Source organism: Enterocloster sp. HCN-30185, assembly GCF_037890305.1.
In the GTDB taxonomy this organism is placed as follows: Bacteria; Bacillota; Clostridia; order Lachnospirales; family Lachnospiraceae; genus Enterocloster.
The window spans coordinates 67,318-91,377 of record NZ_JBBKBT010000012.1 but is presented as its reverse complement, the minus strand read 5'-3'; the positions used below and the strand labels follow the sequence as shown (position 1 = coordinate 91,377).

32 protein-coding genes are annotated in these 24,060 nt (G+C 46.8%); 30 read left to right on the top strand and 2 right to left on the bottom strand.

The annotated features are described in order from the left end of the window. Nucleotide 1 precedes the first annotated feature (1 nt). The 18 genes from WKT10_RS12510 (at nt 2) to WKT10_RS12425 (ending at nt 13,229) form a co-directional block, all read left to right on the top strand. Nucleotides 2–574, top strand: a complete 573-nt coding sequence (locus tag WKT10_RS12510) for a hypothetical protein (protein WP_340277539.1) — start codon at nt 2–4, stop codon at nt 572–574. A gap of 97 nt (nt 575–671) precedes the next feature. Beyond that, nucleotides 672–1,430 (top strand): phage terminase small subunit, encoded by a 759-nt coding sequence (gene terS / locus WKT10_RS12505; RefSeq protein WP_340277538.1) that lies wholly within the window; start codon nt 672–674, stop codon nt 1,428–1,430. After that, nucleotides 1,420–2,787 carry a PBSX family phage terminase large subunit gene (locus WKT10_RS12500; RefSeq protein ID WP_340277570.1) on the top strand — a complete coding sequence of 456 codons (1,368 nt, stop codon included), beginning with the start codon at nt 1,420–1,422 and terminating at the stop codon, nt 2,785–2,787. Before terS ends, WKT10_RS12500 begins: the two co-directional genes overlap by 11 nt. Then, complete coding sequence (locus WKT10_RS12495; RefSeq protein WP_340277536.1) at nt 2,784–3,026, top strand: hypothetical protein; 243 nt, start codon at nt 2,784–2,786, stop codon at nt 3,024–3,026. The genes WKT10_RS12500 and WKT10_RS12495 overlap by 4 nt, the downstream gene beginning before the upstream one ends. Then, a complete protein-coding gene (locus WKT10_RS12490; protein WP_340277534.1) occupies nt 3,023–3,319 on the top strand; it encodes a hypothetical protein in 297 nt (98 codons plus the stop codon). The genes WKT10_RS12495 and WKT10_RS12490 overlap by 4 nt, the downstream gene beginning before the upstream one ends. A gap of 2 nt (nt 3,320–3,321) precedes the next feature. Continuing rightward, the gene (locus WKT10_RS12485; RefSeq protein ID WP_340277532.1) at nt 3,322–4,569 is read left to right on the top strand and encodes a hypothetical protein; all 1,248 of its coding nucleotides are present in this window, start codon (nt 3,322–3,324) and stop codon (nt 4,567–4,569) included. A gap of 2 nt (nt 4,570–4,571) precedes the next feature. Continuing rightward, the gene (locus WKT10_RS12480; RefSeq protein WP_340277530.1) at nt 4,572–6,023 is read left to right on the top strand and encodes a phage portal protein; all 1,452 of its coding nucleotides are present in this window, start codon (nt 4,572–4,574) and stop codon (nt 6,021–6,023) included. Beyond that, entirely contained in the window at nt 6,020–7,519 is a 1,500-nt protein-coding gene (locus WKT10_RS12475) for a phage minor capsid protein (protein ID WP_340277528.1), read from the top strand. Before WKT10_RS12480 ends, WKT10_RS12475 begins: the two co-directional genes overlap by 4 nt. Nucleotides 7,520–7,521: 2 nt before the next feature. Next, nucleotides 7,522–7,755 (top strand): hypothetical protein, encoded by a 234-nt coding sequence (locus WKT10_RS12470; protein WP_340277526.1) that lies wholly within the window; start codon nt 7,522–7,524, stop codon nt 7,753–7,755. A gap of 296 nt (nt 7,756–8,051) precedes the next feature. Next, complete coding sequence (locus tag WKT10_RS12465; RefSeq protein WP_340277524.1) at nt 8,052–9,275, top strand: DUF2213 domain-containing protein; 1,224 nt, start codon at nt 8,052–8,054, stop codon at nt 9,273–9,275. Continuing rightward, nucleotides 9,272–9,781 carry a structural cement protein Gp24 gene (locus tag WKT10_RS12460; protein WP_317438154.1) on the top strand — a complete coding sequence of 170 codons (510 nt, stop codon included), beginning with the start codon at nt 9,272–9,274 and terminating at the stop codon, nt 9,779–9,781. The genes WKT10_RS12465 and WKT10_RS12460 overlap by 4 nt, the downstream gene beginning before the upstream one ends. An 11-nt stretch (nt 9,782–9,792) precedes the next feature. Continuing rightward, nucleotides 9,793–10,842: a DUF2184 domain-containing protein gene (locus WKT10_RS12455; protein WP_340277522.1), complete on the top strand. Its 1,050-nt coding sequence runs from the start codon at nt 9,793–9,795 to the stop codon at nt 10,840–10,842. A gap of 12 nt (nt 10,843–10,854) precedes the next feature. Then, complete coding sequence (locus WKT10_RS12450; protein ID WP_317438152.1) at nt 10,855–11,160, top strand: hypothetical protein; 306 nt, start codon at nt 10,855–10,857, stop codon at nt 11,158–11,160. 12 nt (nt 11,161–11,172) lie between these two features. Next, nucleotides 11,173–11,694, top strand: coding sequence for a DUF4054 domain-containing protein (locus WKT10_RS12445; protein ID WP_317438151.1), 522 nt, complete (start codon nt 11,173–11,175; stop codon nt 11,692–11,694). Next, the gene (locus WKT10_RS12440) at nt 11,684–12,085 is read left to right on the top strand and encodes a hypothetical protein (protein WP_340277519.1); all 402 of its coding nucleotides are present in this window, start codon (nt 11,684–11,686) and stop codon (nt 12,083–12,085) included. The genes WKT10_RS12445 and WKT10_RS12440 overlap by 11 nt, the downstream gene beginning before the upstream one ends. Nucleotides 12,086–12,089: 4 nt before the next feature. Then, the gene (locus WKT10_RS12435) at nt 12,090–12,587 is read left to right on the top strand and encodes an HK97 gp10 family phage protein (protein ID WP_340277517.1); all 498 of its coding nucleotides are present in this window, start codon (nt 12,090–12,092) and stop codon (nt 12,585–12,587) included. Continuing rightward, nucleotides 12,584–13,036, top strand: coding sequence for a phage tail terminator family protein (locus WKT10_RS12430; RefSeq protein ID WP_340277515.1), 453 nt, complete (start codon nt 12,584–12,586; stop codon nt 13,034–13,036). Before WKT10_RS12435 ends, WKT10_RS12430 begins: the two co-directional genes overlap by 4 nt. Further along, nucleotides 13,017–13,229: a hypothetical protein gene (locus WKT10_RS12425; protein WP_340277513.1), complete on the top strand. Its 213-nt coding sequence runs from the start codon at nt 13,017–13,019 to the stop codon at nt 13,227–13,229. Before WKT10_RS12430 ends, WKT10_RS12425 begins: the two co-directional genes overlap by 20 nt. 30 nt (nt 13,230–13,259) lie before the next feature. Here WKT10_RS12425 and WKT10_RS12420 read toward each other — a convergent pair whose 3' ends face one another. Together WKT10_RS12420 and WKT10_RS12415 are read right to left on the bottom strand one after the other, a co-directional pair. Then, on the bottom strand, nt 13,260–13,685 hold the full coding sequence (locus WKT10_RS12420; RefSeq protein WP_340277511.1) for a type II toxin-antitoxin system HicB family antitoxin: 426 nt from the start codon (nt 13,683–13,685) through the stop codon (nt 13,260–13,262). 30 nt (nt 13,686–13,715) lie between these two features. Continuing rightward, on the bottom strand, nt 13,716–13,904 hold the full coding sequence (locus tag WKT10_RS12415; protein ID WP_317438145.1) for a type II toxin-antitoxin system HicA family toxin: 189 nt from the start codon (nt 13,902–13,904) through the stop codon (nt 13,716–13,718). Nucleotides 13,905–13,986: 82 nt separating this feature from the next. Between WKT10_RS12415 and WKT10_RS12410 the strand changes: the two genes are divergently transcribed. Genes WKT10_RS12410 through WKT10_RS12355 form a run of 12 tightly spaced genes read left to right on the top strand, consistent with a single transcriptional unit; the run spans nt 13,987 to nt 23,769 of the window. Further along, nucleotides 13,987–15,342, top strand: a complete 1,356-nt coding sequence (locus WKT10_RS12410; RefSeq protein ID WP_340277509.1) for a phage tail sheath family protein — start codon at nt 13,987–13,989, stop codon at nt 15,340–15,342. A 10-nt stretch (nt 15,343–15,352) separates the two neighbouring features. Then, the gene (locus tag WKT10_RS12405; protein ID WP_340277508.1) at nt 15,353–15,823 is read left to right on the top strand and encodes a phage tail tube protein; all 471 of its coding nucleotides are present in this window, start codon (nt 15,353–15,355) and stop codon (nt 15,821–15,823) included. Nucleotides 15,824–15,830: 7 nt separating this feature from the next. Further along, complete coding sequence (locus tag WKT10_RS12400) at nt 15,831–16,256, top strand: phage tail assembly chaperone (protein WP_340277506.1); 426 nt, start codon at nt 15,831–15,833, stop codon at nt 16,254–16,256. A gap of 14 nt (nt 16,257–16,270) precedes the next feature. Further along, a complete protein-coding gene (locus WKT10_RS12395; RefSeq protein WP_340277504.1) occupies nt 16,271–16,417 on the top strand; it encodes a hypothetical protein in 147 nt (48 codons plus the stop codon). 5 nt (nt 16,418–16,422) lie between these two features. Then, nucleotides 16,423–18,459 (top strand): tape measure protein, encoded by a 2,037-nt coding sequence (locus WKT10_RS12390; RefSeq protein ID WP_340277502.1) that lies wholly within the window; start codon nt 16,423–16,425, stop codon nt 18,457–18,459. Between the two features lie 9 nt (nt 18,460–18,468). Further along, nucleotides 18,469–19,191, top strand: a complete 723-nt coding sequence (locus WKT10_RS12385; protein ID WP_340277501.1) for a hypothetical protein — start codon at nt 18,469–18,471, stop codon at nt 19,189–19,191. Nucleotides 19,192–19,196: 5 nt separating this feature from the next. Then, a complete protein-coding gene (locus WKT10_RS12380) occupies nt 19,197–20,222 on the top strand; it encodes an XkdQ/YqbQ family protein (protein ID WP_340277499.1) in 1,026 nt (341 codons plus the stop codon). Continuing rightward, on the top strand, nt 20,215–20,523 hold the full coding sequence (locus tag WKT10_RS12375; RefSeq protein WP_317438137.1) for a DUF2577 family protein: 309 nt from the start codon (nt 20,215–20,217) through the stop codon (nt 20,521–20,523). Before WKT10_RS12380 ends, WKT10_RS12375 begins: the two co-directional genes overlap by 8 nt. 9 nt (nt 20,524–20,532) lie before the next feature. After that, entirely contained in the window at nt 20,533–20,934 is a 402-nt protein-coding gene (locus WKT10_RS12370) for a DUF2634 domain-containing protein (protein ID WP_317438136.1), read from the top strand. After that, a complete protein-coding gene (locus WKT10_RS12365) occupies nt 20,931–22,079 on the top strand; it encodes a baseplate J/gp47 family protein (RefSeq protein WP_317438135.1) in 1,149 nt (382 codons plus the stop codon). Before WKT10_RS12370 ends, WKT10_RS12365 begins: the two co-directional genes overlap by 4 nt. Beyond that, nucleotides 22,069–22,590 (top strand): putative phage tail protein, encoded by a 522-nt coding sequence (locus WKT10_RS12360; RefSeq protein WP_340277494.1) that lies wholly within the window; start codon nt 22,069–22,071, stop codon nt 22,588–22,590. The genes WKT10_RS12365 and WKT10_RS12360 overlap by 11 nt, the downstream gene beginning before the upstream one ends. A gap of 9 nt (nt 22,591–22,599) precedes the next feature. After that, nucleotides 22,600–23,769: a hypothetical protein gene (locus WKT10_RS12355; protein ID WP_340277492.1), complete on the top strand. Its 1,170-nt coding sequence runs from the start codon at nt 22,600–22,602 to the stop codon at nt 23,767–23,769. The last annotated feature ends 291 nt before the right edge of the window (nt 23,770–24,060 follow it).

The following is a 24,060-nucleotide window of genomic DNA, read 5'->3' as shown; positions in this document are numbered from 1 at the left end:
TATGACTAAAAAAAATATAATTCGAAGTTGCCTGCTTTTTAGTATGTTTTTTTCGGTGATTGCAATTGTAAATGTAAAAAAAAGTTATTTTGTAATTCCAATTCAAGAAAGCATGTTAGATACGCAGTCAAATTTATTTACCATATGTTCAGTTTTTGCTGGGTTTGCTTTTTCTATTTTGGGCTTGATAATGGGAATTTTTTCTGAAAAGATTATAGAAAAATTAAAGGGAACAACTCTTATACAACGGAAATGTGTTTGTATAGTGAAAAGTATTGTATATTTTTGTTTATCAGGTTTTGTTTCTTTAATATTTATGGTGGGTTTTAATGTGTATCTATCAGAAATTATAGGCAAGAAAACATTGGTAAATAATGTATTGTATATCAATGGAATCGGATTTCTGTTGATAGGTATGATATATTTTATAGCGGCTGTAAAAAATTTATTTATAATTATCGAAAAGATTTATGGATTTAATGATAAAGAGTATGAAAATAAAAGGAAAAAATTTACTGAAACGAAAAAGAGACTAGAAGAAAAACGAAAAAAACTCGAGAGGGGCAGTAATTAATTATGGTACTTGCTCTTTCAATGTTAGTAGAGAGGTAGCTTCGGCTATCTCTTTTTCTATACCCAAAAAAACAAACACGAATGAGAGGTGGTGGTGCGTGGCAAGACCGAGAGACCCGAACAGGGATAAAGCTTTTGAGCTATACAAAGAACACGGTGGAAATATTGATTTGGTTGAGATTGCAAGTCAACTGAATCTGTCGCCTGGAACTGTCCGGGGATGGAAGTCAAAGGACGATTGGGAGCGCCGTTTGAATGGAACGCTCCAAAAAAATACGGAACGCTCCAAACGTTCTAAGGGCGGTCAGCCTGGCAACCAGAATGCTGTAGGCAATGTTGGAGGCGCCGCACCTATCGGAAATAAAAATGCAGTTACTACGGGAGAGTTTGAGACTCTCCTTTTTGATTGCCTGGAACCCGAAGAAAAGCAGCTGGCCGCAGCGGTTCCAAATGACAAGGAGCAGCTCCTCTTCCAGGAAATCCAGCTGCTGACTGTCAGGGAGCGCCGGATGCTGAAACGGATTGAGAATCTGCGGCAGGCGGACTTTACTACCGTCAAAAAGAAAAAGGGAACCGAAAAGGACAAATGGACGGACCTGGATGAGGAGCATGCCACCCTGGGCCAGATCCAGAACATAGAAGATGCCTTGACCCGTGTGCAGGCCCGCAAGCAGGCTGCCATTGATTCCCTGCACCGCTTCGGCGTAGATGATGCCCGTCTGGAAATTGAGCTCATGAAACTGGATATGGCAGCGCTGAAACTGGGAGGACAGGAGACGGAAATGGAAGAGGATGGATTCCTGGAGGCACTGAATACAGAGGCGGGAGACTTGTGGGGTGATTCCGATGACGATTAAGGAGCGGATCAGCCAGACAAAACAGAAGATTGAAAAGATGAAAAGTCAGCGGAATATCCTGACAAAGGTTCAGATCTTCAAGTTTCAGCCCTTTTCACGCAAGCAGAAGCAGATCCTGACATGGTGGGTGCCGGACAGTCCGGTAAAGGATTATGACGGCATTATCGCAGACGGAGCTATCCGATCCGGAAAGACTGTAAGCATGTCATTGTCTTATGTAATGTGGGCTATGGAACGGTTTGACGGAGAAAACTTCATCATGGCCGGAAAGACCATCAGCTCTTTTAAGCGTAATGTATTGCAGAATCTGAAGCTTATGCTTACCAGTCGGGGATATAAGTGGATTTACCATATCTCTGGAGATCTTCCCAACATGCTGGAAGTTACCAGGAAAGGTAAGACAAATTATTTTTTCATATTCGGTGGAAAAGACGAAGGATCCCAAGATCTGGTTCAAGGTATTACAGCAGCAGGTGCCTTTTTTGATGAGGTGGCATTGATGCCGGAATCATTTGTGAACCAGGCGACAGGACGTCTTTCGGTGGAAGGCTCTAAGATGTGGTTTAACTGCAATCCGGCGGGGCCTGTGCATTGGTTCAAGGTAAATTGGATTGACAAGCGCAGAGATAAAAAGCTTCTTTATCTGCATTTTACAATGGATGATAACCTGTCTTTGTCTGAGAAGACTAAGGCCAGATACCGCAGTATGTATGCCGGAGTTTTCTACCTGCGGTATATCAAGGGGCTGTGGAAAGCCGCTGAGGGTCTGATTTATACCATGTTTACAGACGATAATCTGTATACGGACGATCAACGTCCTGTGGCGCTGAAAAGCACAGCGGTTCGGAGTATTGCAGTGGACTATGGCACCACGAATCCCTGTGTATTTTTGGATATCTGGGACGATGGACAGATATTGTGGGTTGATCGGGAATATCGTTGGGACAGCCGATCAGAAGAGGCCAGGCGCAGCCCTAACCCACAGAGAACAGATTCCCAGTATGCAGATGATATGGCAGAGTTCATGGGGAACAGGCCAGAGGAACAGTGCGAGATCATTGTGGATCCCTCTGCCGCGTCTTTTATAGCCGAGCTGCAGGGGCGTGGCTATTATGTGAAGCTGGCAGATAACGAGGTAATAGATGGCATTCGGATCGTATCCACTCTTCTGGCTAAGCGTAGCATCAGGATCAACCGTAAATGCAGGGGGCTGACTGGGGAAATGCAGTCTTATGTGTGGGATGATAAGGCGGCAGAACGCGGAGAGGAAAAGCCGGTGAAACAGCAGGACCATGGGCCGGACGCCCTACGGTATTACTGTAAGACAAAACTACCAAAATGGAGGATAGCATCATGAATAAAGAAGAGAAGAACGATATTCCGTATGGATATGAACGGATTACATACTCCCGGTGCGGGGACAGCGAGGCATTGGAGATTCTTCGGCCTGCTTCTGATAATGCGGGGCAGGAATCCAGGATACTGTTTCCAGATATAACGGTGAGCCTTGAAACAAAAAGTGGTTTATCCGCTTCGGAAATAGCGGACAGATTGAAACAGATATTAGCCGAACAGGCTAATGGAGGAAGAAAATGATTTTTGATGTAAGAACGATATCTACGTTGGAAAAGAATAAAGTTTCAGTTCCTTTGGGAGGGATTACAAAAGAGGTACTGATAAAGAATTTTGGGGAAAATGATATATATGTTTCCGCATCTTCTGATGTAGCTCCAGGTGTTAGGGGGACGATCAGAATACCTTCAAATGTGGCACAGCTTATCACAGTTAATGTCCTGGCTATAGGGAAGGGGATGGCTTTTGATACGCTATATGTGTATTCAGCAATAGCAGAGGAAAACAGTGTTGAGATTCAGAGGGTTAAGTGGTGAGTATGAATGAATTGAAGCAAGACATGATTACGGGAATGGGATATATTGGCTTAGATTCAGGCCGATTGTACCGTATGCGCCGAGGCCCTAAGCTGATTGAGGCAGTTGCTTCCGGTACCACAATCATCATCAATGATGCCGCAGAAGGCCGTCCGTTCCGGGGGCTGAGGGTGTTTGGGCGGACGGAGCAGGTGAGGACTACGGGGGCGCAGCTACTGGATTTATCAGACAAAATCGGAAAAACAGAAACAAAAAATGGAGTCACTTATATAATTAATGACGATCAAAGTATAACAGTTTCTGGCAAAACAGGAAATTACACGTCATTTTATATTAAGAATATGGCATTGAAAGCTGGCACATATTTTTTAAAAAATGAATCGCGAGATAAAAAAATTTTTATCCAACTGATAGGTGATACAATTAAAGAAGGTGTTTTTACATTGGATAAAGATGTATCAAACATTGGCGTGTATTTTGTTTTTAATGTTTTTGGAGGAACAGTCAATATTTTTAATGATACAGTTACTACAATGCTCAACGAAGGCTCTACCGCACTGCCATGGGAACCCTATACTGGCGGCAAACCATCCCCCAGTCCAGAGTATCCGCAGGAGATAGTGAGTGCTGGTGAGAGCGGCACAATCAACGTCTCTATTTCCGACAGCGGAAGTCAGAGCCAATCCCTCACCCTCGCCACTCCTAACGGTCTCCCCGGTGTGCCAGTCAGCAAGGACGGCAACTACACGGACGCAGACGGTCAGCAGTGGGTGTGTGATGAGATTGACTTGGAGAGGGGTAAGTATGTGCAGAGGGTAGTGATCGAAAACATAAGCGGTGGCTGGGAATTAAAACCTTCATCAGATATATCAGGAAGGTTTTTGCAGAGCAGATTGACTAATACTTTTCAAACCGCAGCCAAAACAGCGGTCTGCAACATTGCGAGTTTTACCAGTTGGGGGCTACCTGTGAATGATAAGTATGCATTTGCATTAAATACTAAAGTCATTTATTTTTCTCCTCCAAAAGGTGCGGAAATAACAGCAGAAGAACTCGATGCAAAGCTTAATTCACTCTCATTTCCTGTGGTGGTTGTAGGCGAGTTAGCTACCCCCATCGAGCGTGACCTCACCCCAGAAGAGATTGCCGCCTACAAGGCCCTGCGGACATACGATCCGACTACGGTTATCACAAATGATGCAGGAGCCGGGATGGAAGTAACCTATGTGGCTGATAGAAAGGAAAATTGATTATGTCCAAGAGAAGAAACACCCGCCGTACACGGGCAGACACAACGCAGGCATCCACCGCAACAATGGATGCCTTTTCTAATCCTGCGGCCCGGATTGGATTCGGTACCATGGATCTTTTGCAGGCGACAGAATATCCCCTGACCCGTATGACCCAGAATTACCAGCTCCTAACCAGTCTGTACCGGGATAACTGGATTGTTCAGAACATCGTAGCTACAATCCCCAATGATATGATCCGAAAATGGTATGAGATCAGATCGGGTATCGCTCCAGAATATATCGACCAGATGGCCCGCTTAGAACGGACCACCCAGTTACGAAAGAAACTGCTGACAGGCTTGTGCTGGGGGAGGCTGTATGGTGGTGCAGTTGGAGTGATTCTTATCAGGGGACAAAATGATATGTCCCAGCCTCTGGATTTAGACAGCATAATGCCCGGGAGCTTCCTGGGATTGCAGATTCTGGACCGGTGGAGTGGTGTATATCCGGAAAGTGATGTGGTAACAGATCCGTCCGATCCTGATTTTGGACTGCCGGATTATTATATTATCCGGGATGAGACTACAGGCCAGACGGCTGTGCGTGTGCATCACAGCAGGGTGATCCGGTTCATTGGGCGGGAGCTGCCGTGGCTGGAACAGGTGGCTGAACAGTATTGGGGAGAGTCGGAGCTGGAGGCGATTTACAGCGAGGTTGTCAAGCGGGACAATGTATCCGGTAATATTGCAGCGCTGACTTTCCGGGCAAATGTCAACTATCTCGAAGCGGATGGACTGGATCAGCTGCTGGGGACGGCAAATACAGAGATGCAGCGCAGGTTCTGGAACCTGATGCAGGCCCAGGCAATCATGGAAAGCAACTTCGGAACCCGCATCATCAACAAGGGCGACGCCATGCACAATGTCCAGTATACGTTTACCGGCCTTGCTGATGTGTATGACAGAGTGATGATGGATGTGGCAGGTGCAGCCAGAACACCGGTCACGAAGCTCTTCGGGCGCTCGCCTGCTGGGATGAATGCTACTGGCGAATCTGATATGCGTAATTATTATGATTACATAGACGGCCTGCGGGAAACAGATTTCCGGGCTATCATTGAGAGACTACTGCCGATTATGGCATTATCGGCCTGGGGACAGATACCGGATGATTTGGAGATTGATTTTCCACCCATGCAGACCCCAGATGCCAAGGAAACTGCGGAGATTGCAGAACGCAAAACGAATGCAATTCTGGCGGTATACCAAAATGATCTGATCGATTCTGCTACTGCACAGCAGGAACTCCAGACACTGACCGAAGAAACCGGAATGTTTGGAAAAATCACGGACGAAAGCATCGAGGCGGGCAGAGGTCAGACTTACAGCAGTTCCAGAGCGATGCAGGATCCTCTGATGGGCTTAGAGCTTCCACGGGAACCAGCATCAGGCAATGAGGGGGATTTTGAATGACACGGCAGATGAAGATCCTTCTACCAGATCGGGCAGATGTAACGGCTTATATGCGTATGCTGTTTTTGCGGACAGAGCAGGAAATCATAAATGTGATCAACCGTAAGCGGTCGGTGGGCCATGTAGATTATGCTGAGGTAGCTGCTCTGGAACGTGTCCAGAAGATTCTGCAAAGTATGATAGATCAGTCCTGGGCCTATGTCCCGACGATGATAGAAAAGATATTCTACCATTCGGATAAGGATGCTTCGGGTTACTCGAATGCCCGGAAGATGACTGAGACATTCTCAGCGCCCCGGATTGCTATTATACAGCAGTTGACTGATAATCTTCTGGGTGAGCTTACAGAGGCCTCAGAAACAGCTTATGAGAGCGTACGGAAGGTCTACACGATTGCGAGACTGGAGGCTGATCCCTTCCGGGAAACAGCACTTAAAAAGGTATTGCGCAAGGAGGCAGCAGGAACTCCATGGATCAACAGCAGTCAGGCCATGGTACAGGAGATGCAGAATAAGGGGATTACCGCTTTTGTGGATAAGGCGGGGCGAAAGTGGTCTTTGCAGAGCTATGGGAACATGGCTGTCCGCACAACAGCCCGTCAGGCCCAGGTGGCAGCCCTTCTTACGGCTGACGATTACGATCTGTGGCAGATCGTGAAGGTTGGAAGCACCTGCAAGGTATGCGCGGCTCTGGAGGGAAGAGTGTACAGTAAAAGCGGAATGAACCCGGACTATCCTCCGTTGTCTCTGGCTTTCGGGAAGGTAGATCCGGATGGGGCGGATGATCTGACGAATACCTACCTGAATATTCATCCTAACTGCCTTCATTCATTGGTTAAATATACAACGATAGGAAAGACAGAAAAGCAGATCCAGAAGGATAAGGATTTTTCCAATCCTGAAAAGAATCCTATTGACCGGGATCCCCGGACGAAGAAGCAGATCAAGGCTTATCGGGAGAAGGAGCGGAACCGGCAGAGGCTTTTGCAGGATATGAGGCAGCATAAGGAATATAGGGCTGTTTTAGGGGAGGAAGTACCGAAAGATTTTGCAAAGTTCCAGAAAATGAAGTATACTGAAGGTGAAAAAATTGAGGTACTTAGAAAAAAAGTTGAAAATCTGGAAAAGTCCCGCAAATTCAAAGAAAAATTAAAAGATGGATCTATAAACATAGCTGTAAGAAATGTGAAACAGCAGGAACATATTCAGGGAACTAAAAAGTGGAGACAAAGGGTACGTTCTGATTTGGAAACCAAAGGAACAGCTCCAGATATGTTCTATAAAAATGTGGATGCTCAGAAGCTGGTGGATGAATATTCTGGGACAGGAGAATTTGAATTCCGTAAGAATCAGCAGTACCCTATTGAATACATCAGCGCAAAAGAACCGATTGGAAGGTACTTTAACCTTGGAAAAGGAAGATACGAAGAAACAAAGCGTTTTGCAATTCGTTATTCCAGCAAGGGCGTACACCTGCATCCGGTAAAGGAGGTTTGATTATGTACAGGGCTAAGATATCACCAAACTTAAAGAAGATATTTGAAAAGGGAGAACGCGGAGAGGTATTAACGCTGTTGTTAGCAGATGGCAGGCGCGTTAAATGTAGACTTGAGATGCTCACATATGCCAATAAATCAGATACAGATGATACGGATGTTATGGTTGCCCGAATAAAGTATGGAGATGGCAACGGAGAGTTGCTGGCAGAGGAAGATATAAAAGAGGTCTTATAATACAGCGGAGAGAGCTATAGTGTATACTTTGCTACAGAGTTAAGATAAGCAAAAATAATTGAGGAGAAATACCACCAGTCAGAAATGGCCGGTGGTTTTTTGTACCCATTTTTAGCGTTGCGACGTCGCAACAGGAAGGAGTACACAATGAGTAGATTTCTAAACTGGCTGAAACGGTTCTTTTGCAGGGCGAATCCTGAATGTGAGCACCTGTATAGAAAGCACTGGTGCCGCCGCTATGGCCCTTATGGCGGGTATGTGAGGCGGTGTACGAAGTGCGGAAAGGAAACAGAGAGATGCTTGCATATTACGGATACACCATAAGCCCCAATCAGATTGAAACTGGAGAGGGCTTTTTGATTTGCAGAAATGTTCCGATTGCCCGGACTGGAGACCAGGAGTATCTGGGGCGGGAGCTGGGACTTTCTGGTGCTGATGCAGAAAAGGTGGTAATCGTTCATCGGTCACCTGAGGAAGTATTTTCTGAGGCTGCTCTGGCAAGTTTTGAAGGGAAACCGACAACGGACGATCATCCGCCGGAGCTTCTTACCCCGGATACTGTGAGCATGTACGAAAAGGGTCATGCTCAGAATATCAGGAAAGGGACTGACGAATGGGAAGGTTATGTAATTGCAGACCTGCATATCCATGACCGAAGCCTGATTGATGCGATCCAGCAGGGGAAGAGGGAGATCAGCTGCGGGTATGAGTGCGAATATGTTTCGGACGGTTCCGGAGCATTCTGCCAAAAGAATATAAGAGGGAATCACATTGCGGTCGTAAACCGGGGAAGAGCCGGGAAGCGGGCCGCAATTTTAGATTCAGATACATTAAAAAAAGAACAGGCTGAGAAGCCGGAAAGGAAAGCTATGAAAAAGAATGGGTTATTTTTCAAACTCTTCGGGCAGGCCGTAAAGGATAAAAGCCCGGAGGAAATTGAACAGCTGGCTATGGATGCGGCAGATGCATTTGAGGAAGAGGACTCTTCCGGCGGCGGTGATGGAACAGAGCCAGGCAAAGAGGAAAAAGAGGGTACCGCTCAGACGGTACAGGATTCCGCTTTTTTAACGGCTCTGGATCAGAAAATCGACAGATTATTAAACCTGTTTGATGAAGCTGCAAAGGAAAAACCAGAAGAGGATCCGATGGATGCAGCTATCCGGAAGCTGGAGGGGAAAGAGGAAGAAAAAGAGGAAAAGAAGGAAGCCAAAGTAGTTCCGGCAGAGGGAAGCGGTGAACAGGCCCCTACAGTGGACAAGGCTTTGGCCGCTGCTCTTTTAAAGGCTGCAAGGCCTGCTGTAGCTGCGATCAAAGATGAAAAGGAGCGCAAGGCGGTATCCGATGCCCTGATCGCCTGTGTAACAGGCTCCGGGGCTGATGGGGATATTGCAAAACTTATGAAGGCAGCCCAGCACAATGCACAGAATGCAGTGGATCATAAGCCTGTGGCAGATTTAAGCAGTCTGCAGAGCGCTTATGACAAAATGAATCCGCATAAGAATGGAGGTACACAGGAATGAGAGGACAGACAATCGGAAAGACAATGCCGCACGGATACGCCGGAAGTTATTCCAGACAGCCGGATATGATCGTGGATTCCCATCCTCTGGAGGGAGATGCTGCGGTAGCATTCGGACAGGCTGTAGTTTATGGGACATCCGGTGCAGTGATTCCCTTCGGCGCCAGCAGCACCGCAGATAAGTTTGTAGGTGTGGCAGCCAGAGAGATCAAATCTGCTACGGATTATCTGAACCAGAACGCCGGAGGATATCAGCCGGGAGAGGCTGTATCTGTACTTAAGCGAGGCCGTATCAATGTGATCTGCCAGAAGGGTACTCCGGCTATCGGCGGAAAGGTATATGTCCGTATCAAAGCAAATGTAAGCCATTCAAAGGCTTTGATAGGGGGATTTGAGGCAGAGGCAGACAGTGGAAATACTGTAGAATTGACAAATGCTCAGTGGAGAGGAAACGCTGATGCAAACGGTGTGGCTGAACTGAGTATCCTGACAATGATTAACGCATAAGGAGGATTAAAATGGCATTTCAGAATGTAGGTACAATGGATTTAGGTATGCAGGTAGCACGGGGCGCTGGCGGGAGTGCCACTGGCGGAAATGCTGCCCACATGACGATGGATGCCGCCGGGATCGCTTCCGGACAGGCATTTTTAACATCAGAGCTGGAAAAAAGAGATACGTTAGTGAGAACACCGCTGACTAGCGTTACATACGCCCGCGATATCCCTGTAAGAGTAGGAGGCGGCTGGGCCGAATTTGTCAGCGCTATGCAGGTAGGATACGGCACTTCCGGAGGCTCTGGCGATAATCTGCATCACGCCGGAGGTGCGAACGGTATCCCTATGATCCAGGCGAATTTTGAGAAGGGACTGTATAAGTCCCACATGGTAGCCATGGGTACCCGCGTCATGTGGATTGATATGCAGAGAGGCAATATGACCGGCCGCAATCTGGACAGCCTGCTTAGGGACGGCCTGCGCCTGACATATGACAAGCATATGGAGGAAAACACATATGCAGGATTCAAACGTTACGGAACCACCGGCCTGTTAAACAATGCGGATGTTACGATCACCAGTGCTGCAGCCACAGGATCTGCCAGCGGCACTACCTTTAAGAGTAAGACGCCGGATCAGATTCTGGATGATATCAATACGGCCATCCTGGCAGCCTGGGCGGCGGCAGAATATGACCGGGATGCAATCCCGAACCATATCATTATGCCGTATGAACAGTTTAATTATCTGGCAACCACCAGAGTGAGCGATCTGGCAGAAAAGACGATCCTTGCTTTCCTTCTGGAAAACAATGTGGCAAAGCAGAACGGAGTGGATCTGTATATTGGCGCCACATCCTGGTGTAAGGGTGCAGGAGCCAGTAAAAAGGACCGTATGGCAGTGTACTGCAATAAAGAGCGTTATCTCGCTATGGATGAACTTGCACCGTTAACCCGTGCCATGACAGGGCCGAACACAGAGCAGTTCTGCTATGACACGGCATATGCGGCCAATGTGTCTGAGGTAGAGGTATTCTACGATCAGACTGTATTGTATGTAGATGGAATTTAAGGGAGGTACAGGATGTTTATCATTTCAAAAAACAGATTTCTTATTCCGAGGGATGGGGCAGATCCCTATGTAATTCCGAAGGATTATATCGGAGAAATTCCGGAGGACGTGGCAGGGCATTGGCTCATTGCGGCTGCGATTGAGTCCGGTATGATCGCCACTCCTCAGGGCAGGAAGGATAAACAGCTGGAAACTGCGGACGAGGCGGCTGCAGAAAAGGCAGAAAGGGCAGACATTCGCCCAGATACGCAGGAAAATGCGGCAGAAGCGGTTCGGGAAGATGAAAAGCCTTCTGGAAAGAAAAATACAAAGAAATAAGGAGATGATGGTATGGGGACAATCTATGATGCGTTTCACAGTGCAAAATCGACAGCTGCAAATATTCCTCAGCCAGGGGAGCAGGGTTCCTATACCATCCCTGCTTTTCTGGAGGATTTCCCACAGTTTTGTCAGGAAGAATATACGGTCATGGGCTCAGGAGAGATCCGGCGTAAAAGCCTGATCCCGGAAACCATGCTTCAGACATTCGTAGACCAGGCAAATGACAGTGTATTGCCATCCCGATGGGGGAGTATGTGGCGGTATGCAGTGGGGCTGTATGTAGCACATTTTTCCACGATGTACCTTAAAACGTATTCGCCATGTTCCCAGAGCACTGGACAGGCAGCAGGGAATGCAGAGCAAAAGGGCGTTGTAAAAACAGTGTCCATGGGTGATACCTCTGTCAGTTATGACAACAGCGCTGTGACAGCGGGAACCGAAAAATGGGGAAGCTGGAATACCACCCAGTACGGCTCCCAGCTGGTCACAATGGCCCGTATGGTAGGAATGGGAGGTATGTATGCTATTTGATAATCCTATTTTTGCCGGGTGGTATACGGATACCGTTGATATCTACAGAGTGTCAGCTCAGAAACAGGGGAATGTGACCCGGCAGGAACGGCAGAAAGTAAACACGGTTCCTGTTTTATGCCGAATCTACAGCCCAAAGAAGGACGGCCCTGTGATGACGGATAATGCATCCAGAGAACGGGCATCAGAGAAATTAGCCTGTGACTTGTCTGTGGATATCCGGGCGGGAGATGAGCTGCAGGTGATACGAGGCGGAGCACTGGGACATGCAAACCAGCCGGAACGGTATGTGGCCGGAGCACCGGTGGCCTATTATGATCCAGTAGGCGGGGGAATGACCGGTCTGGAGCATAAAGAAGTTGGGCTGCTGAAAGACAATGTTGTGAGGTGATTAGATGTCAAGTTTTGGTGCTCAGATGAGGAAAAGGTTAAATGAACTGCGCAAGGCCGGGCAGGACGTATCAAAGATCATGGCAGAGGTGGCAGAGGGCGCCACGATTGAGGCTATACGGGTGGCGACAGAGAATACACCGCCCAATGATGGAACGATTGCGGGAACCAATATGCGGTCGGGGGATATGGCCCAGCACTGGGCTACGGACAGCCAGACAACGCCTATTGTTTCGGGGGGAAGCGTGCGGACAGAATTAAACAATCATATGCAGTATGCTTCCTATGTGAATGACGGTCATCGTGTGGACAAGCATTTTGTTCCGGGCCTGATTAAGAACGGTTCTCTTTTGGAACGGTCTCCAGACGGCTCAGGCGGTCTGATGGTCGGTACAAAGACTACCTATGTGAAAGGAAAATACATGAAGCAGAAAGCAATCGGAAAATACCGCTCTGTGGTCCGTATTGAGCTGGATAAGCGGGTAAGGGAGGCGTTCAAATGACTTTTACATTGGATCATATTGTAAACAGCCTTGCAGGCGTCCTTACTTCCAGATACCCGACGTATCCGGTTTATGACAGTCCCAATCCCCAGGGAACAGAACCACCCTGCTTTTTTATTTTTTTCATGCCCTCTACCATAGAGGGGCAGGTGGGGGAGCGGTTCCTGCGTGATCTGGGTGTGGACATTGTGTTTGTTCAGGAACGTAACATTGTTAATGCCAACGCAGAGATTCTCCAGATTGCAGATTATCTGGATTCGGTACTGGAATTGTTCCCTTATTCAGATGGAGGCAGTGAAACAGCATGGATACGGACCTATGAGAGGCAGTGGCAGACGGAAGACGGGGAGCTGCATTATCAATTTCACATCAGGGAACGGGTGCGGCTGCCGGAGGAAGGAAATCCAATGCAGGAAATGGAGGAACGTTATGGCATCAAAGGCAAATAAGAGTACAGAGTCTAAGTCTACTGTTGCGACGCCGCACAAAAGAGACGGACAAAAATACTCCACCAGTAAACTGTTGAAAAGCAAGCATTTGGCCGGGTATCAGCGGGATTTTGCCAGGGTGATCCTGACAGAACCAGAATATACTATCGAAGAGGCAAGAAAGCTTTTAGATGAGAGATTAAAGGACAAATAAAAAGCCGCCCATTTAGGACGGCCTTTAGGATTATGCCCGGAGCTTTGCAAGGAGGGCTTCCTGGAGAGTTTGAGAAAAGTTGATGCCTTGCTCCAAGGCGGCTTTGTTTAACCATGCCGGAATGGACAGGGTCTTTTTTACAGATTTCTCAAAGTGCTCTTTTGCATAAGCTTCCACATCGACAGACACCATGTTTATAAAGTAAGAAGGAATGGGAGAATCTTCATAAAATTCTTTTAGCTGTGCTTCTACAGAGAGGGTATTCATTTCGGAAGCAGTTGGGATTGGTTCATTTTCTTTTTTGCAGTCATAAAGATAGCCTGCCAGACAGTCTACAGCCATTTCCATAGCATCTTCTAAAGTATCTCCACAGGTAGCAAGCCAGTTAAGATCGGGGAAGAAAATAGAGTAGCCGTTTTCTTCTTTGCAGAAACAAGCTGGATACACAGATAACATATACATACCTCCTGTTTTAGGGTGGCAGGGCTATTTCAGCCCCGCCTGTTTTAAGATGGAATTTTCAGTGCCTTTTGGCAATTCTTTTGAATGAAAAGGAATCGTAACTTTTCCTGATTTTGTCGGGTGTGTATAATGCCGGTGGGATCCGGTCTGAGATTTAAACACCCAACCATCGGAGAGGATGATTCTTTCCATTTCGATTGGCTTTTTGGGCATTTCCTATTCCTCCTTACAATCAGTATTATACCACGCAATACGTATAAAATCAATACGTATTATACAGAAAGAGAGGTCAAAAATGGCAGGAGGCACATGGACAAGCCAGAACAAAGCCCAGCCGGGTGTATACATCAACACCAAGTCGCAGGGCAACATCAGGGCAAATATTGGAACACGGGGGATTGTAGCGATCGCAGAACCTCTTTCCTGGGGACCGTCAGGGATTGTACAGACGATTATCCCAGGAGAGGATCTGACACCATATATCGGCTACGATATTACAAGTGAAAAAGCGCTGTTCCTCAGGGAAATGATGAAGGGAAGCGATACCACGGCAGGGCCATCAAAAATCCTTCTATACCGCCCCAAAGGAACCAGTGGGGCAAAAGCAACTGCAACAATCGGGACATTGACCGCAACGGCTGTGTATGACGGTGTACGGGGAAATGATATTGCCATTATTATTTCGGCGGATCCGGATGAAGAAAAGACTTTCCAGGTCGCAACTGTAGTTGATGGATCTGTGAGAGATGAACAGACAGTCAAGACGGCAGAAGAGCTTGTAGGGAATGTGTGGGTTGTATTTAGCGGATCCGGAGAGCTTGAAGCGACCGCAGGGAAAAAGTTGACAGGAGGAAAGGACCCTACTGTAGCAACCACGGATTATGCCGCATGGCTCACGGCAATGGAGCCATATAAGTTTGATGTAATGGTCTATGACGGTGAGGATAAGACAACGATTCAGGCAGTAGCTGCTTTTGTCAAGCGTGTCTCAAACAATGTGGGACTGAAATGTCAGGCGGTTATGGCCGATGCTTCTGTATCAAATAGTGAGTGGGTAATTTCAGTCAAGAACGGAGTTAAGCTGGACGATGGAACCGTATTAACTCCGCAGCAAGCAACGTGGTGGTTAGGCGGAGCAGAGGCAGGAGCGTTGTATAACCAGTCTCTGACCTATTCTCGTTATCCCAACGCGCTGGAAGCCTGCCCGAAGCTGACGGATGCGCAGATCGAAGAGGCAATTAAGGCCGGGGAAATTATTTTTATTGATACCTTTGACAAAGTTAAGGTATGCACAGATATTAACACATTTACCAGCTTTGCAGTGGATAAGGGTGAGGAATATTCCAAAAACCGTGTTATGCGGGTGCTGAATCAGTTCTGCAATGATGTATATGAGCATTTCAGTAATTATTTCATCGGCAAGGTAAGTAATGATGAGACCGGCCGCAGCCTGCTAAAAGGCTGGATTGTAGGGTATCTGAACGATATGCAGGCAAATAGCGGTGTCCAGAACTTTGAGGCTGAGGATGTAACGGTGGAGGCCGGAAATAGAATTGATGCAGTTCTGATCGCCGTGAAAATCCAGCCGGTGGACAGCATCGAGAAGATCTTCATGACGGTTACAGTATCTGTAAACGTTGAAGCAGAATAGGAGGTAGTACATGAGCTTTTTACTTGAACGGGACGCCCTAAATGGAAAGGCAGGAAGCGGGTTCATGACAATTGATGGCGAAAACCATGAGATGTTTGGACTAAAAAAATTTGATTCCAATGCAGAATTTCAGGAATCTGACTTTAAGGTAGTAGGGACCCGTCTGGTCCAGAAAAAGACTACGGGCGTATCTCTGACAGGTTCCATGACCATTTATTATGGAACGCCGCATTTCCTGCGAATGCTTCAGGATTATTTGAAGACAGGGAAGTTACCATATTTTACGATCCAGATCACAAATGATGATCCATCTTCCACGGTAGGGACGCAGACAGTGGTATTTTACAATGTAAAACTTCAGAAACTCCCCATTTCATCTCTGGATGCAGACGCTGATTTTCTGGAGATGGAAGTAGGATTTTCTTACACAAATATCGAGGTTCTGAATTGGTTTAAAGACCCGGAACAGTTAGGAGGTTGAAATTATTATGGGAGATATTAAAGCATTCCTGCTTCCGCCGGTTATGGAGGAAACGAAAGAGGTAGTAATTACAAAAAGAGCAGTAGGGGAGGATGGCAAGCCAGTACCGTTTGTGATTCGTGTAATTGATCAGGAGACGAATAACCGTCTGATTAAGCAGGCTACTCGAAAGAGCAAGATGAATGGCCAGCTGATCCGGGAACTTGATGATGATAAGTACGGAAAGCTGTTAGTAGGAGCCTGTGTTGTAAGCCCTAATTTTAAGGATTCCGAATTATGCGCACATTACAAAGTAGTGGATCCGCTGGATGTACCAGGGCGTATGTTGACTGTTGGGGAGTACAACCGATTAGTCAGGGAGATCAAGAAGATCAATGATTTAGTGACCGATGATGAAGAACTGAGTGAACTGGATGAAGAAGCAAAAAACTAGTAGCGGAAAATACCATGACGGTACAGCTTATGCAAAGAATGCTGTGTGATCATGGTATTTTCCCAAGTGAAGTTATGAATCTGAGAATACAGGAACGGCTTCTTATGGCGGCTCTTCTGGAGAAAGAACATAAAGAGATCAAGAAAAAGACAAGGGGGTAAAATTGATGGGGAAAATAAATGAAACACTTACATTGACAGATCAGTTTTCTTCCTCTTTCCATACATTCATCAATCTGGGGGAGCAGGCTCTTTCAAGCCTGATTTCTGTCAACAATGGCATAACAGATCTGGCCTCACAGTCTGCCCGTGAATCGGAGAAAACCAGACAGTCCATTGATGGAGTAACACAGAGTATCAATCAGATGTCCGATGCACTCCAGTATATTTCTGTACAGGGAATGAATGAGATCAAACAGACGATCCAGCAGATTGATGTAAATCAGCGGAATCATACAGAAGAAACCAAACGGACAGGCAGAGCAGCAGGTGATCTTCTTCGGACATTCCGCCAGATCGCAGTAGCAACTGGTGCGGTAAGTTTGGTAAGATCCTTCTTAGGGGTTGCTGATCAGCAGACACAGATTACAGCCCGCCTGAATTTAATGAATGATGGGCTTCAGTCCACAGCCGAATTGCAGGATATGATCTATGTGTCGGCGCAGCGTACCCGGTCTGCATATGATGCTACGGCACAGGTGGTAGCTGGCCTGGGACAGCGTGCCGGTAAGGCATTTTCCTCCAGTGTAGAGATTGTCCAGTTTGCGGAAAACTTAAATAAGCAGTTTAAGATTGCAGGTGCATCGCAGCAGGAGATTTCCTCAGCATCCCTGCAGCTGACCCAGGCAATGGGTGCTGGTGTGCTCCGCGGTGAGGAATTGAATGCAATCTTTGAGGCAGCGCCCAATATCATCCAAACGATTGCGGATTACCTGGGAGAGGACATAGGTAAAATCCGGGATATGGCATCAGAGGGACAGATTACGGCAGAAGTAGTAAAAAATGCTATGCTGAAAGCGACGGATGAGATAGATGCACAATTTCAAGAGATGCCTATGACACTGGCAGAAGCTTTTACCATGGGAAAAAACGCAATTCAAAAAAACTTGCAGGATAGCTTTTCTGGATGGAGTGAATTCTTGAATTCAGACGAAGGTCAGCAGGCTATTATGCAGGCAATTACCTTGTTCACAGTTCTTGCACAGATAGGAGTTGGGACGTTATCTGCGATTGGTCAGGGCGCTTTGTGGGTATCCAATAATCTGGATTTTATTTTACCTATATTGGCGGCAATAGGGGTGGCGCTTGTCATATTGAATGGACAAGCGATTTTAGCAGGCATGGCCAATGTAGGAAGTGCATTGGCATCAGCTGCAGCCTGGGCGGCAGCAAACTGGCAGATATTACTGCTGATAGCTGTTTTTTCAGCAGCCCTGATTGCCGCCCAACAATTTGGATTCGGAATGCAGGAAGTCGGGAGCTTTGTTGGACAAATTTTAGGATTGCTGTATGCAGTCGGCTACAATGTCTTTGCATCTCTCTGGAATGTGATTGCTGCATTTGCGGAGTTCTTTGCGAATGTTTGGAACGATCCTCTGGGAGCGACCGCCCGGTTATTTTTTGATGTATTTGATACAATTTTGGGAATTGTCGAAACAACAGCCGGAGCCATTGATGCACTTTTGGGAACGGATATGGCCAGTGTTGTATCCGGATTCCGCGGCAAGATGTCCGGCTGGGTTGATGATACATTCGGAGAAAATGCAGTCCAGATCAAACGTATGTCAGAACTCGATGTGGTTGCGACGTCGCAACAATGGGGGGATGTTGGTGCAAGTCTGGGGGCTAAGCTGGACAACATGGATCTCAGCCTGGAGTCATTGACGGATAATCTGGGAGGCCTGAATGGTTTTGACGCATCATCTATCCCAACTGTGGACAACCTTGGAGACATTGGCAAGGTTGGGAAAGTCGGCAAGATCGAAGATGATGTAAAGCTTTCCGATGAAGATATCAAGATCTACAGGGATTTGGCAGAACGCCGCTATATGAATAACATAGAGCTTCAGACTATGGCGCCGCAGATCCATGTGTCCATTCCGGAAAGCGCTGCCAAGAATCTGACTGCCAGTGATATTGCGGATAAATTGAAAGCGATCCTGATCGAACAGGCTGCTGCCGGAACAGCAGTATCGCACGGATAGGAGGATGGGATGGGACAGCTTAAAAATACAACTTCCATCTATCTGAAATTTGGAAGTACAAAGATCCGGATACCGGTCAATCCGGAGGAGATTGAAATTAAATATCCAAGCAATAACAAGAAACAGGATATCATCGGCGTGGGAGAGGTTGTTGTGCAGAAGCGGCCAGGCTTAAGAGAAGTTTCCTGGAAAGGCTTTTTCCCTGGCGAGAATAGTGCAGATCCTTATATCAATAAGGGCGCAAAAAGCCCGCAGTGGTATGAGAAGCAGATCAGTAAGGCAATGAAGAGCAAACAGAAGGGGCGGCTTATTATCAGCCGCTCGGATCTGTACGATACAAATATGCGCTGTATTATCAGTCAATTCGAGACTACCGATAAGGGTGGAGAGCCGGGAGATATGTACTATTCGCTGGAGCTGCAGGAGTACAGGGATTACGCTCCGCAAACCGTCAGCATCGTTACAACCCCGCCTCCGGCGTCCGGAGGAGAACCGGTTCAAAGCGATGCATCCACAGAGCAGCAGAGGGCAGTGGAAACGCCGGTGCTGCGGGTAGGGGCGTCTGTAGTGGTAAATGGGGAATACTGTTATGACAGCTACGGCGGAAAGCCTCATGGTACAGCGAATAATATAAGCACTACCGTGACACGGATTGTCTCCGGAAATCCTTATCCGGTTCATGTTGGCTCTTATGGATGGGTACAGGAAAGCCAGCTTCAGATAACAGGGTGATTCGTATGAGCAGTATAACATTACAGGTCCAGACAACGGGACCGGCTCCAGGTAGGGCCACACAGACAGTAATTACAGATTACGCGACCACAGCCCGGGAAATTGAACTTATAACAGAGCGGTTTGATACACCGGGCTCCCTCACCTTTACCTGTCTGGAAGACAGCGGGGTCGCTATTCCGGAAGGGAGCTCCGTAGAGTTTTCCGTGGAAGGGGTAAAGATGTTTAAAGGGTATATTTTTACCGCAGAACGTAATAAGGACGGAGAGGTGTCATATACGGCCAGAGATCAGCTGAGATACCTGAAAGCGAATGCCAGTTATCTGTTCCAGAATATGACCCTGCCCCAGATCATCGGGCAGATCGCAGCGGATTTTGGCCTGAAAGTGGGGGCCATGGAGGATACGGGTTATGCGTTCCCGTATCTGGACAAGGAAAATGAGGGATGTCTGGATATTATATTTGACGCCCTGGCCCAAACGATTGTGCAGACCGGAAAGATCTATAATTTCTATGATAATTGCGGAGAGCTGTGTCTGACGGAAGCAAAGAATATGTTCATTACTACGCTTTTGGGAGATAAAAGCCTGGTAACAGATTATACCTATAAGCGGGATATTGACAGCAATACATATAACCGCGTGAAGCTGGTGCGTAAAAATAAGAACAGCGGCCGGACGGATGCCTATATACATGAGGACAGCGATACCATTAAGAAATGGGGTCTGCTCCAGTATTATGATGAGGTAGACGAAAATCTGAACGAAGCCCAGATCGATGAGATGTGTAGGCAGTATCTGCAATATTACAACCGGGTGCTGCAAACATTATCGCTGGATTCGATTGGTATTCCGGGTCTTCGGGCCGGGATGATTATTCCGGTGAGGATCGGGGCTGTGGATGGCCTTGCTGTTTCACGGCTTATGATAGCAGAAAAGGTAACACATACCTTTGAGGGGGATGAACACGATCATACCATGAGTATTGAAGTGAAAGACTTTGGACAGTTGGGAGGAATAAATATTGTCTAATCTATTAGGTGTAATGCAGGAAATCATGCAGGAAAATCAGAAAGCAATGAAGCCTACGGAGGTTGCGTTCGGAACTGTGGCTACGGTATCGCCTCTTTCCATTCTGGTAGACGGAACCTCCCAGCCCAAGCCGGAGGCCGGACTGATCCTTACAGAATCCGTAATCCCGAAGACCGTTCAGGTGCAGGGAGGCGGTGGAGGGGCCGTTGCAGTCAATAAAGGGCTGGCTGTAGGGGACAAGGTTGTTATGCTGCGGGTTTCCCGTGGGAACCGTTACATTGTCCTTTCCAAGGCACAGTAAGGAGGAAGTATGGCAACATTACCCGATGGCGTAGGTCTGGATGCATCCTTAAAGCATATAGAGCAGCCTACAAACACATTCCTGATCGACTGGTCTTCCAGACAGATTTCCGGGATGGACGAGGGACTGGGAGCTATGAGGCAGGCGGTAGAAATTATTCTACAGAATGAGCGCTTCCGCTGGCAGATCTATGACAGCAATTTTGGGACTGAACTGGAGGATTTGGTCGGAGAAGAATATGATTATATTGTAAGTGAGCTTCCCCGCAGGATCGAGGAGGCTTTTTCTTTGGATAACAGGATTTTATCAGTGGAGAATTTTAAATGCTTGGAACAGAACAGTGGAATTCTGACAGTATCATTTGACGTTGTAACTGTATACGGGACTTTTTCAGAGGAGGTGGAAATGTGATTGATTTTAAAGGATATACCCAAAAGGCAATACAGACGCAGTTGTTAGGACGGGTATCTGATAAGATCGACAGGCGTCAGGGAAGTATCATCCAGACTGCGCTTGGACCGGTTGCCTGGTATCTGGAAGGCTTGTATATGCTGTTGTCACAGGTACAGGAAAATGCTTATGCAGGTACTGCAGTAGGGGAGTATCTGGATTATGTCTGTGCGGAACGCAACATAGTCCGGAAAGCGCCTACTCCGGCGGTACGGCAGGGGACATTCAACGTGGAGATTCCCGAAGGATCCCTGTTTAAGACCATCAACGGGGCAGCATCTGTCATATTTAGGAGCGGTGGACTGATAAGCAGCGAAAAAGACCGGTATGTGTATGAAATGACCTGTTCAGTGCCGGGAACCATAGGAAATTCTTATACCGGCAATATGCTTCCCATTACGGCGGTTTCCGGCCTTACAAGTGCAGAGCTTGGGGAAATTAAAACTCCGGGGTCAGATGAGGAAAACGATGATTCCCTGCGGGCACGGTTTTTCGAGAGTTTCGATGTGGCTTCCTTTGGCGGAAATATAGCTGCTTACAGAAACACAATCCTTGCCATTGAAGGAGTAGGAGCTGTACAGGTATATCCTGCATGGAAGGGCGGGGGAACGGTGCTGTGCAGCATTCTGGACAGTGAATTAACACCGGCAGAGAGCGGACTTGTTGCACAGGTGCAAAAAGCAATCTGTCCTCCGGAGCAGGGCGGATCTGAACCTTCAGGAAATGGTTACGGCATGGCGCCCATTGGAGCAGCAGTGACGATCACAACAGCGACGAATCTGACCCTTAACATATCCGTATCAATTCAGCTGGCGGCTACGGTAAGGATTGGAGCAGAAGCCTACCAGGAACAGATTGAGCAGAAAATACAGGCGTATTTATTATCTGTGTGCAGGACCTGGGGGAATGCGATCAAAGGGCAGAAAATCGAATATGTGGTAGCCGTGTATGCATCCAGGATCGTGGCATCTATCTTGGAAATCCCGGATATTGTCAATGTTACGGATGTTTTAATCAATGGATCTTCAGGAGATCTGACATTGACAGAGACCGCGCAATTGCAGCAGATTCCTTCTCTTGGGGAGGTGACGGTTCATGAAAATTGATTTAATGCAGACACTTCCGGAATATTTCCGTGAGATCCTGGAATTTAAGGAGCTTATGAAAACGGATCAGGCTGTGCTTGCAGAGTTGGAGGCCAATATAGAGCAGATCCGAAAAAATTTTTATATCCAAACAGCAGATGAGTCTACATTGGCACAGAAAGAGGCACTGTTTGATATATTTGCATCTCCAGGTGAAACAATTGAATATCGCAGGCAGAGATTATTACAGAAATACAACACGATCGTCCCGTTTTCTATCGACTTTTTGATGGATCAGTTAAAGGAATTGTTTGGAGAAGATTTTACCCTCAGTGTAGATGCCGTGGCCTGTAAGCTGGAGATTTCGGTTACATCTTCGAGATATGGGGCGGTTGATCTGCTGTATAACCTGCTCTGGGATGTTATACCGGCGCATATAGAGATACATGCAAATCAGCAGGTTAATAATTATAGTTCCGCAGGACTATATATTGGCGGTGTCATGTCCAGTGCATTTATGCAGACAATATAGGAGGCTATTATGGGAGTATATAAAAAAGCAGTCATTACAGAAGCGGGAGAAGCATTGGCAGCCAGAGCGGTGTCTGGTGAGGTTACGATACAGTTTTCCCATGCAGGAACATCATCGTATGCATATTCCGAAGGTACAAACTTAAAAAAACTGACAGAACTTCAGGATGTGAAACAGACGGTGATTCCATCTAATGTGCAAATCGCAAATGATACACTGATTAGTATCCGAACGATGTTTGATAATAGTGAGATCACGCAGGAATATCTGATACAAAATGTGGGTATCTATGCGTCAGATGGGGAAACGGAGATATTGTTTGCAGTCTGCCAAGCGACCACTCCGGATCAGATGCCCGCTTTCAATGGAGTTGCCCCTTCGTCTTTTATTTATAATGTTCAGATCAGCATAGCTCAGGCGGATCAGCTGTCTATTTCAATCAATACAGCAGGTGTAGCTACTGTACAGGACGTGCTTGATCTGGAGAAAAAAATGGAAGAGAAGAAAATGGATTCTTCTGGTGGTGATGCATCTGATACAGTGGCATCAGTAGAAGAACCAAATTCGGAGGAAGAAAAGTATCCAGATATTGGTAGCAAGGGAAGTATGAAAAACATTCTGGGAAATTTATACCGATGGGTTAAGACTTTGAAGGCAGATAAGGTTGATTCCGCAGGCGGCGACACAGCAGAAACGGTGATTTCGGCGTTTGAAGCATCTTCTGAGAACTTTCCGGTGCCGGCCGTCAAGGAAAAGGCAAAGACCAGATGGGGAAAAGTAAAGAAGTTTTGCGAAGATTTTAAGGCATGGATGACTGGCGTATGCCTGTTGGGGCATATTGTCAATAACTGTGTCACAAACAACCCTAACCTGCCGCTTTCGGCGGCTCAGGGTAAGGCCTTGATGGACCTTTATACTGTGCTCAATACCAAGGCCTCTAAAAAAGATGAATCCAATGTTTTTAGTGCCATGCAATTCCTAGAATCAGGCAATTTCGGTGCTGGATCAGGTAATTCTGCTATCACTATACGGGCGCGGACGGATATTAATCCATCCTCCAGACCAGGAATATTTTTAGATTGCCATAAAACTGGTGGCGCGGTGCTCTACTTGGATACTGACATGAAATTGAAACTGCTTATAAATGATAGTACTACCAAGATAATAACCACTGAATAATATGTAATCAAAAAACAATACTTCCACGCATACGGACTTCTGATTGTGGTATTGCTGTTCCGTTTAGCGTTTCCAGACGAATTTCACCGCTTGGTGTGATGCGTATCAGAAGGAAACGATTTCCGGTCATATCATAGCAATAGCTATATACATCCTGTTTGATGTGCATATATTGAGCTGGAATATTGCCAATTACGGAATCTTTTAGAGAAGTTGGGTATACAAAAGCCTGAATAGAGTATATGTATTGTCCGTTGCTGTATTGAGTTACGTTATGGAACCCAGTGGATA

Excerpts from the sequence above, each read along its gene's own strand:
- WKT10_RS12460 (WP_317438154.1), top strand. The coding sequence starts at position 9,272 with ATGAGAGGACAGACAATCGGAAAGACAATGCCGCACGGATACGCCGGA.
- WKT10_RS12475 (WP_340277528.1), top strand. The coding sequence starts at position 6,020 with ATGACACGGCAGATGAAGATCCTTCTACCAGATCGGGCAGATGTAACG.
- WKT10_RS12435 (WP_340277517.1), top strand. The coding sequence starts at position 12,090 with ATGTCAAGTTTTGGTGCTCAGATGAGGAAAAGGTTAAATGAACTGCGC.
- WKT10_RS12455 (WP_340277522.1), top strand. The coding sequence starts at position 9,793 with ATGGCATTTCAGAATGTAGGTACAATGGATTTAGGTATGCAGGTAGCA.
- WKT10_RS12465 (WP_340277524.1), top strand. The coding sequence starts at position 8,052 with ATGCTTGCATATTACGGATACACCATAAGCCCCAATCAGATTGAAACT.
- WKT10_RS12470 (WP_340277526.1), top strand. The coding sequence starts at position 7,522 with ATGTACAGGGCTAAGATATCACCAAACTTAAAGAAGATATTTGAAAAG.
- WKT10_RS12480 (WP_340277530.1), top strand. The coding sequence starts at position 4,572 with ATGTCCAAGAGAAGAAACACCCGCCGTACACGGGCAGACACAACGCAG.
- WKT10_RS12405 (WP_340277508.1), top strand. The coding sequence starts at position 15,353 with ATGAGCTTTTTACTTGAACGGGACGCCCTAAATGGAAAGGCAGGAAGC.
- WKT10_RS12385 (WP_340277501.1), top strand. The coding sequence starts at position 18,469 with ATGGGACAGCTTAAAAATACAACTTCCATCTATCTGAAATTTGGAAGT.
- WKT10_RS12370 (WP_317438136.1), top strand. The coding sequence starts at position 20,533 with ATGGCAACATTACCCGATGGCGTAGGTCTGGATGCATCCTTAAAGCAT.
- WKT10_RS12425 (WP_340277513.1), top strand. The coding sequence starts at position 13,017 with ATGGCATCAAAGGCAAATAAGAGTACAGAGTCTAAGTCTACTGTTGCG.
- WKT10_RS12430 (WP_340277515.1), top strand. The coding sequence starts at position 12,584 with ATGACTTTTACATTGGATCATATTGTAAACAGCCTTGCAGGCGTCCTT.
- WKT10_RS12415 (WP_317438145.1), bottom strand. The coding sequence starts at position 13,904 with ATGCCCAAAAAGCCAATCGAAATGGAAAGAATCATCCTCTCCGATGGT.
- WKT10_RS12420 (WP_340277511.1), bottom strand. The coding sequence starts at position 13,685 with ATGTTATCTGTGTATCCAGCTTGTTTCTGCAAAGAAGAAAACGGCTAC.
- WKT10_RS12490 (WP_340277534.1), top strand. The coding sequence starts at position 3,023 with ATGATTTTTGATGTAAGAACGATATCTACGTTGGAAAAGAATAAAGTT.
- WKT10_RS12380 (WP_340277499.1), top strand. The coding sequence starts at position 19,197 with ATGAGCAGTATAACATTACAGGTCCAGACAACGGGACCGGCTCCAGGT.
- WKT10_RS12355 (WP_340277492.1), top strand. The coding sequence starts at position 22,600 with ATGGGAGTATATAAAAAAGCAGTCATTACAGAAGCGGGAGAAGCATTG.
- WKT10_RS12495 (WP_340277536.1), top strand. The coding sequence starts at position 2,784 with ATGAATAAAGAAGAGAAGAACGATATTCCGTATGGATATGAACGGATT.
- WKT10_RS12450 (WP_317438152.1), top strand. The coding sequence starts at position 10,855 with ATGTTTATCATTTCAAAAAACAGATTTCTTATTCCGAGGGATGGGGCA.
- WKT10_RS12360 (WP_340277494.1), top strand. The coding sequence starts at position 22,069 with ATGAAAATTGATTTAATGCAGACACTTCCGGAATATTTCCGTGAGATC.
- WKT10_RS12390 (WP_340277502.1), top strand. The coding sequence starts at position 16,423 with ATGGGGAAAATAAATGAAACACTTACATTGACAGATCAGTTTTCTTCC.
- WKT10_RS12395 (WP_340277504.1), top strand. The coding sequence starts at position 16,271 with ATGACGGTACAGCTTATGCAAAGAATGCTGTGTGATCATGGTATTTTC.
- WKT10_RS12445 (WP_317438151.1), top strand. The coding sequence starts at position 11,173 with ATGGGGACAATCTATGATGCGTTTCACAGTGCAAAATCGACAGCTGCA.
- WKT10_RS12510 (WP_340277539.1), top strand. The coding sequence starts at position 2 with ATGACTAAAAAAAATATAATTCGAAGTTGCCTGCTTTTTAGTATGTTT.
- WKT10_RS12485 (WP_340277532.1), top strand. The coding sequence starts at position 3,322 with ATGAATGAATTGAAGCAAGACATGATTACGGGAATGGGATATATTGGC.
- WKT10_RS12500 (WP_340277570.1), top strand. The coding sequence starts at position 1,420 with ATGACGATTAAGGAGCGGATCAGCCAGACAAAACAGAAGATTGAAAAG.
- WKT10_RS12440 (WP_340277519.1), top strand. The coding sequence starts at position 11,684 with ATGCTATTTGATAATCCTATTTTTGCCGGGTGGTATACGGATACCGTT.
- WKT10_RS12410 (WP_340277509.1), top strand. The coding sequence starts at position 13,987 with ATGGCAGGAGGCACATGGACAAGCCAGAACAAAGCCCAGCCGGGTGTA.
- WKT10_RS12400 (WP_340277506.1), top strand. The coding sequence starts at position 15,831 with ATGGGAGATATTAAAGCATTCCTGCTTCCGCCGGTTATGGAGGAAACG.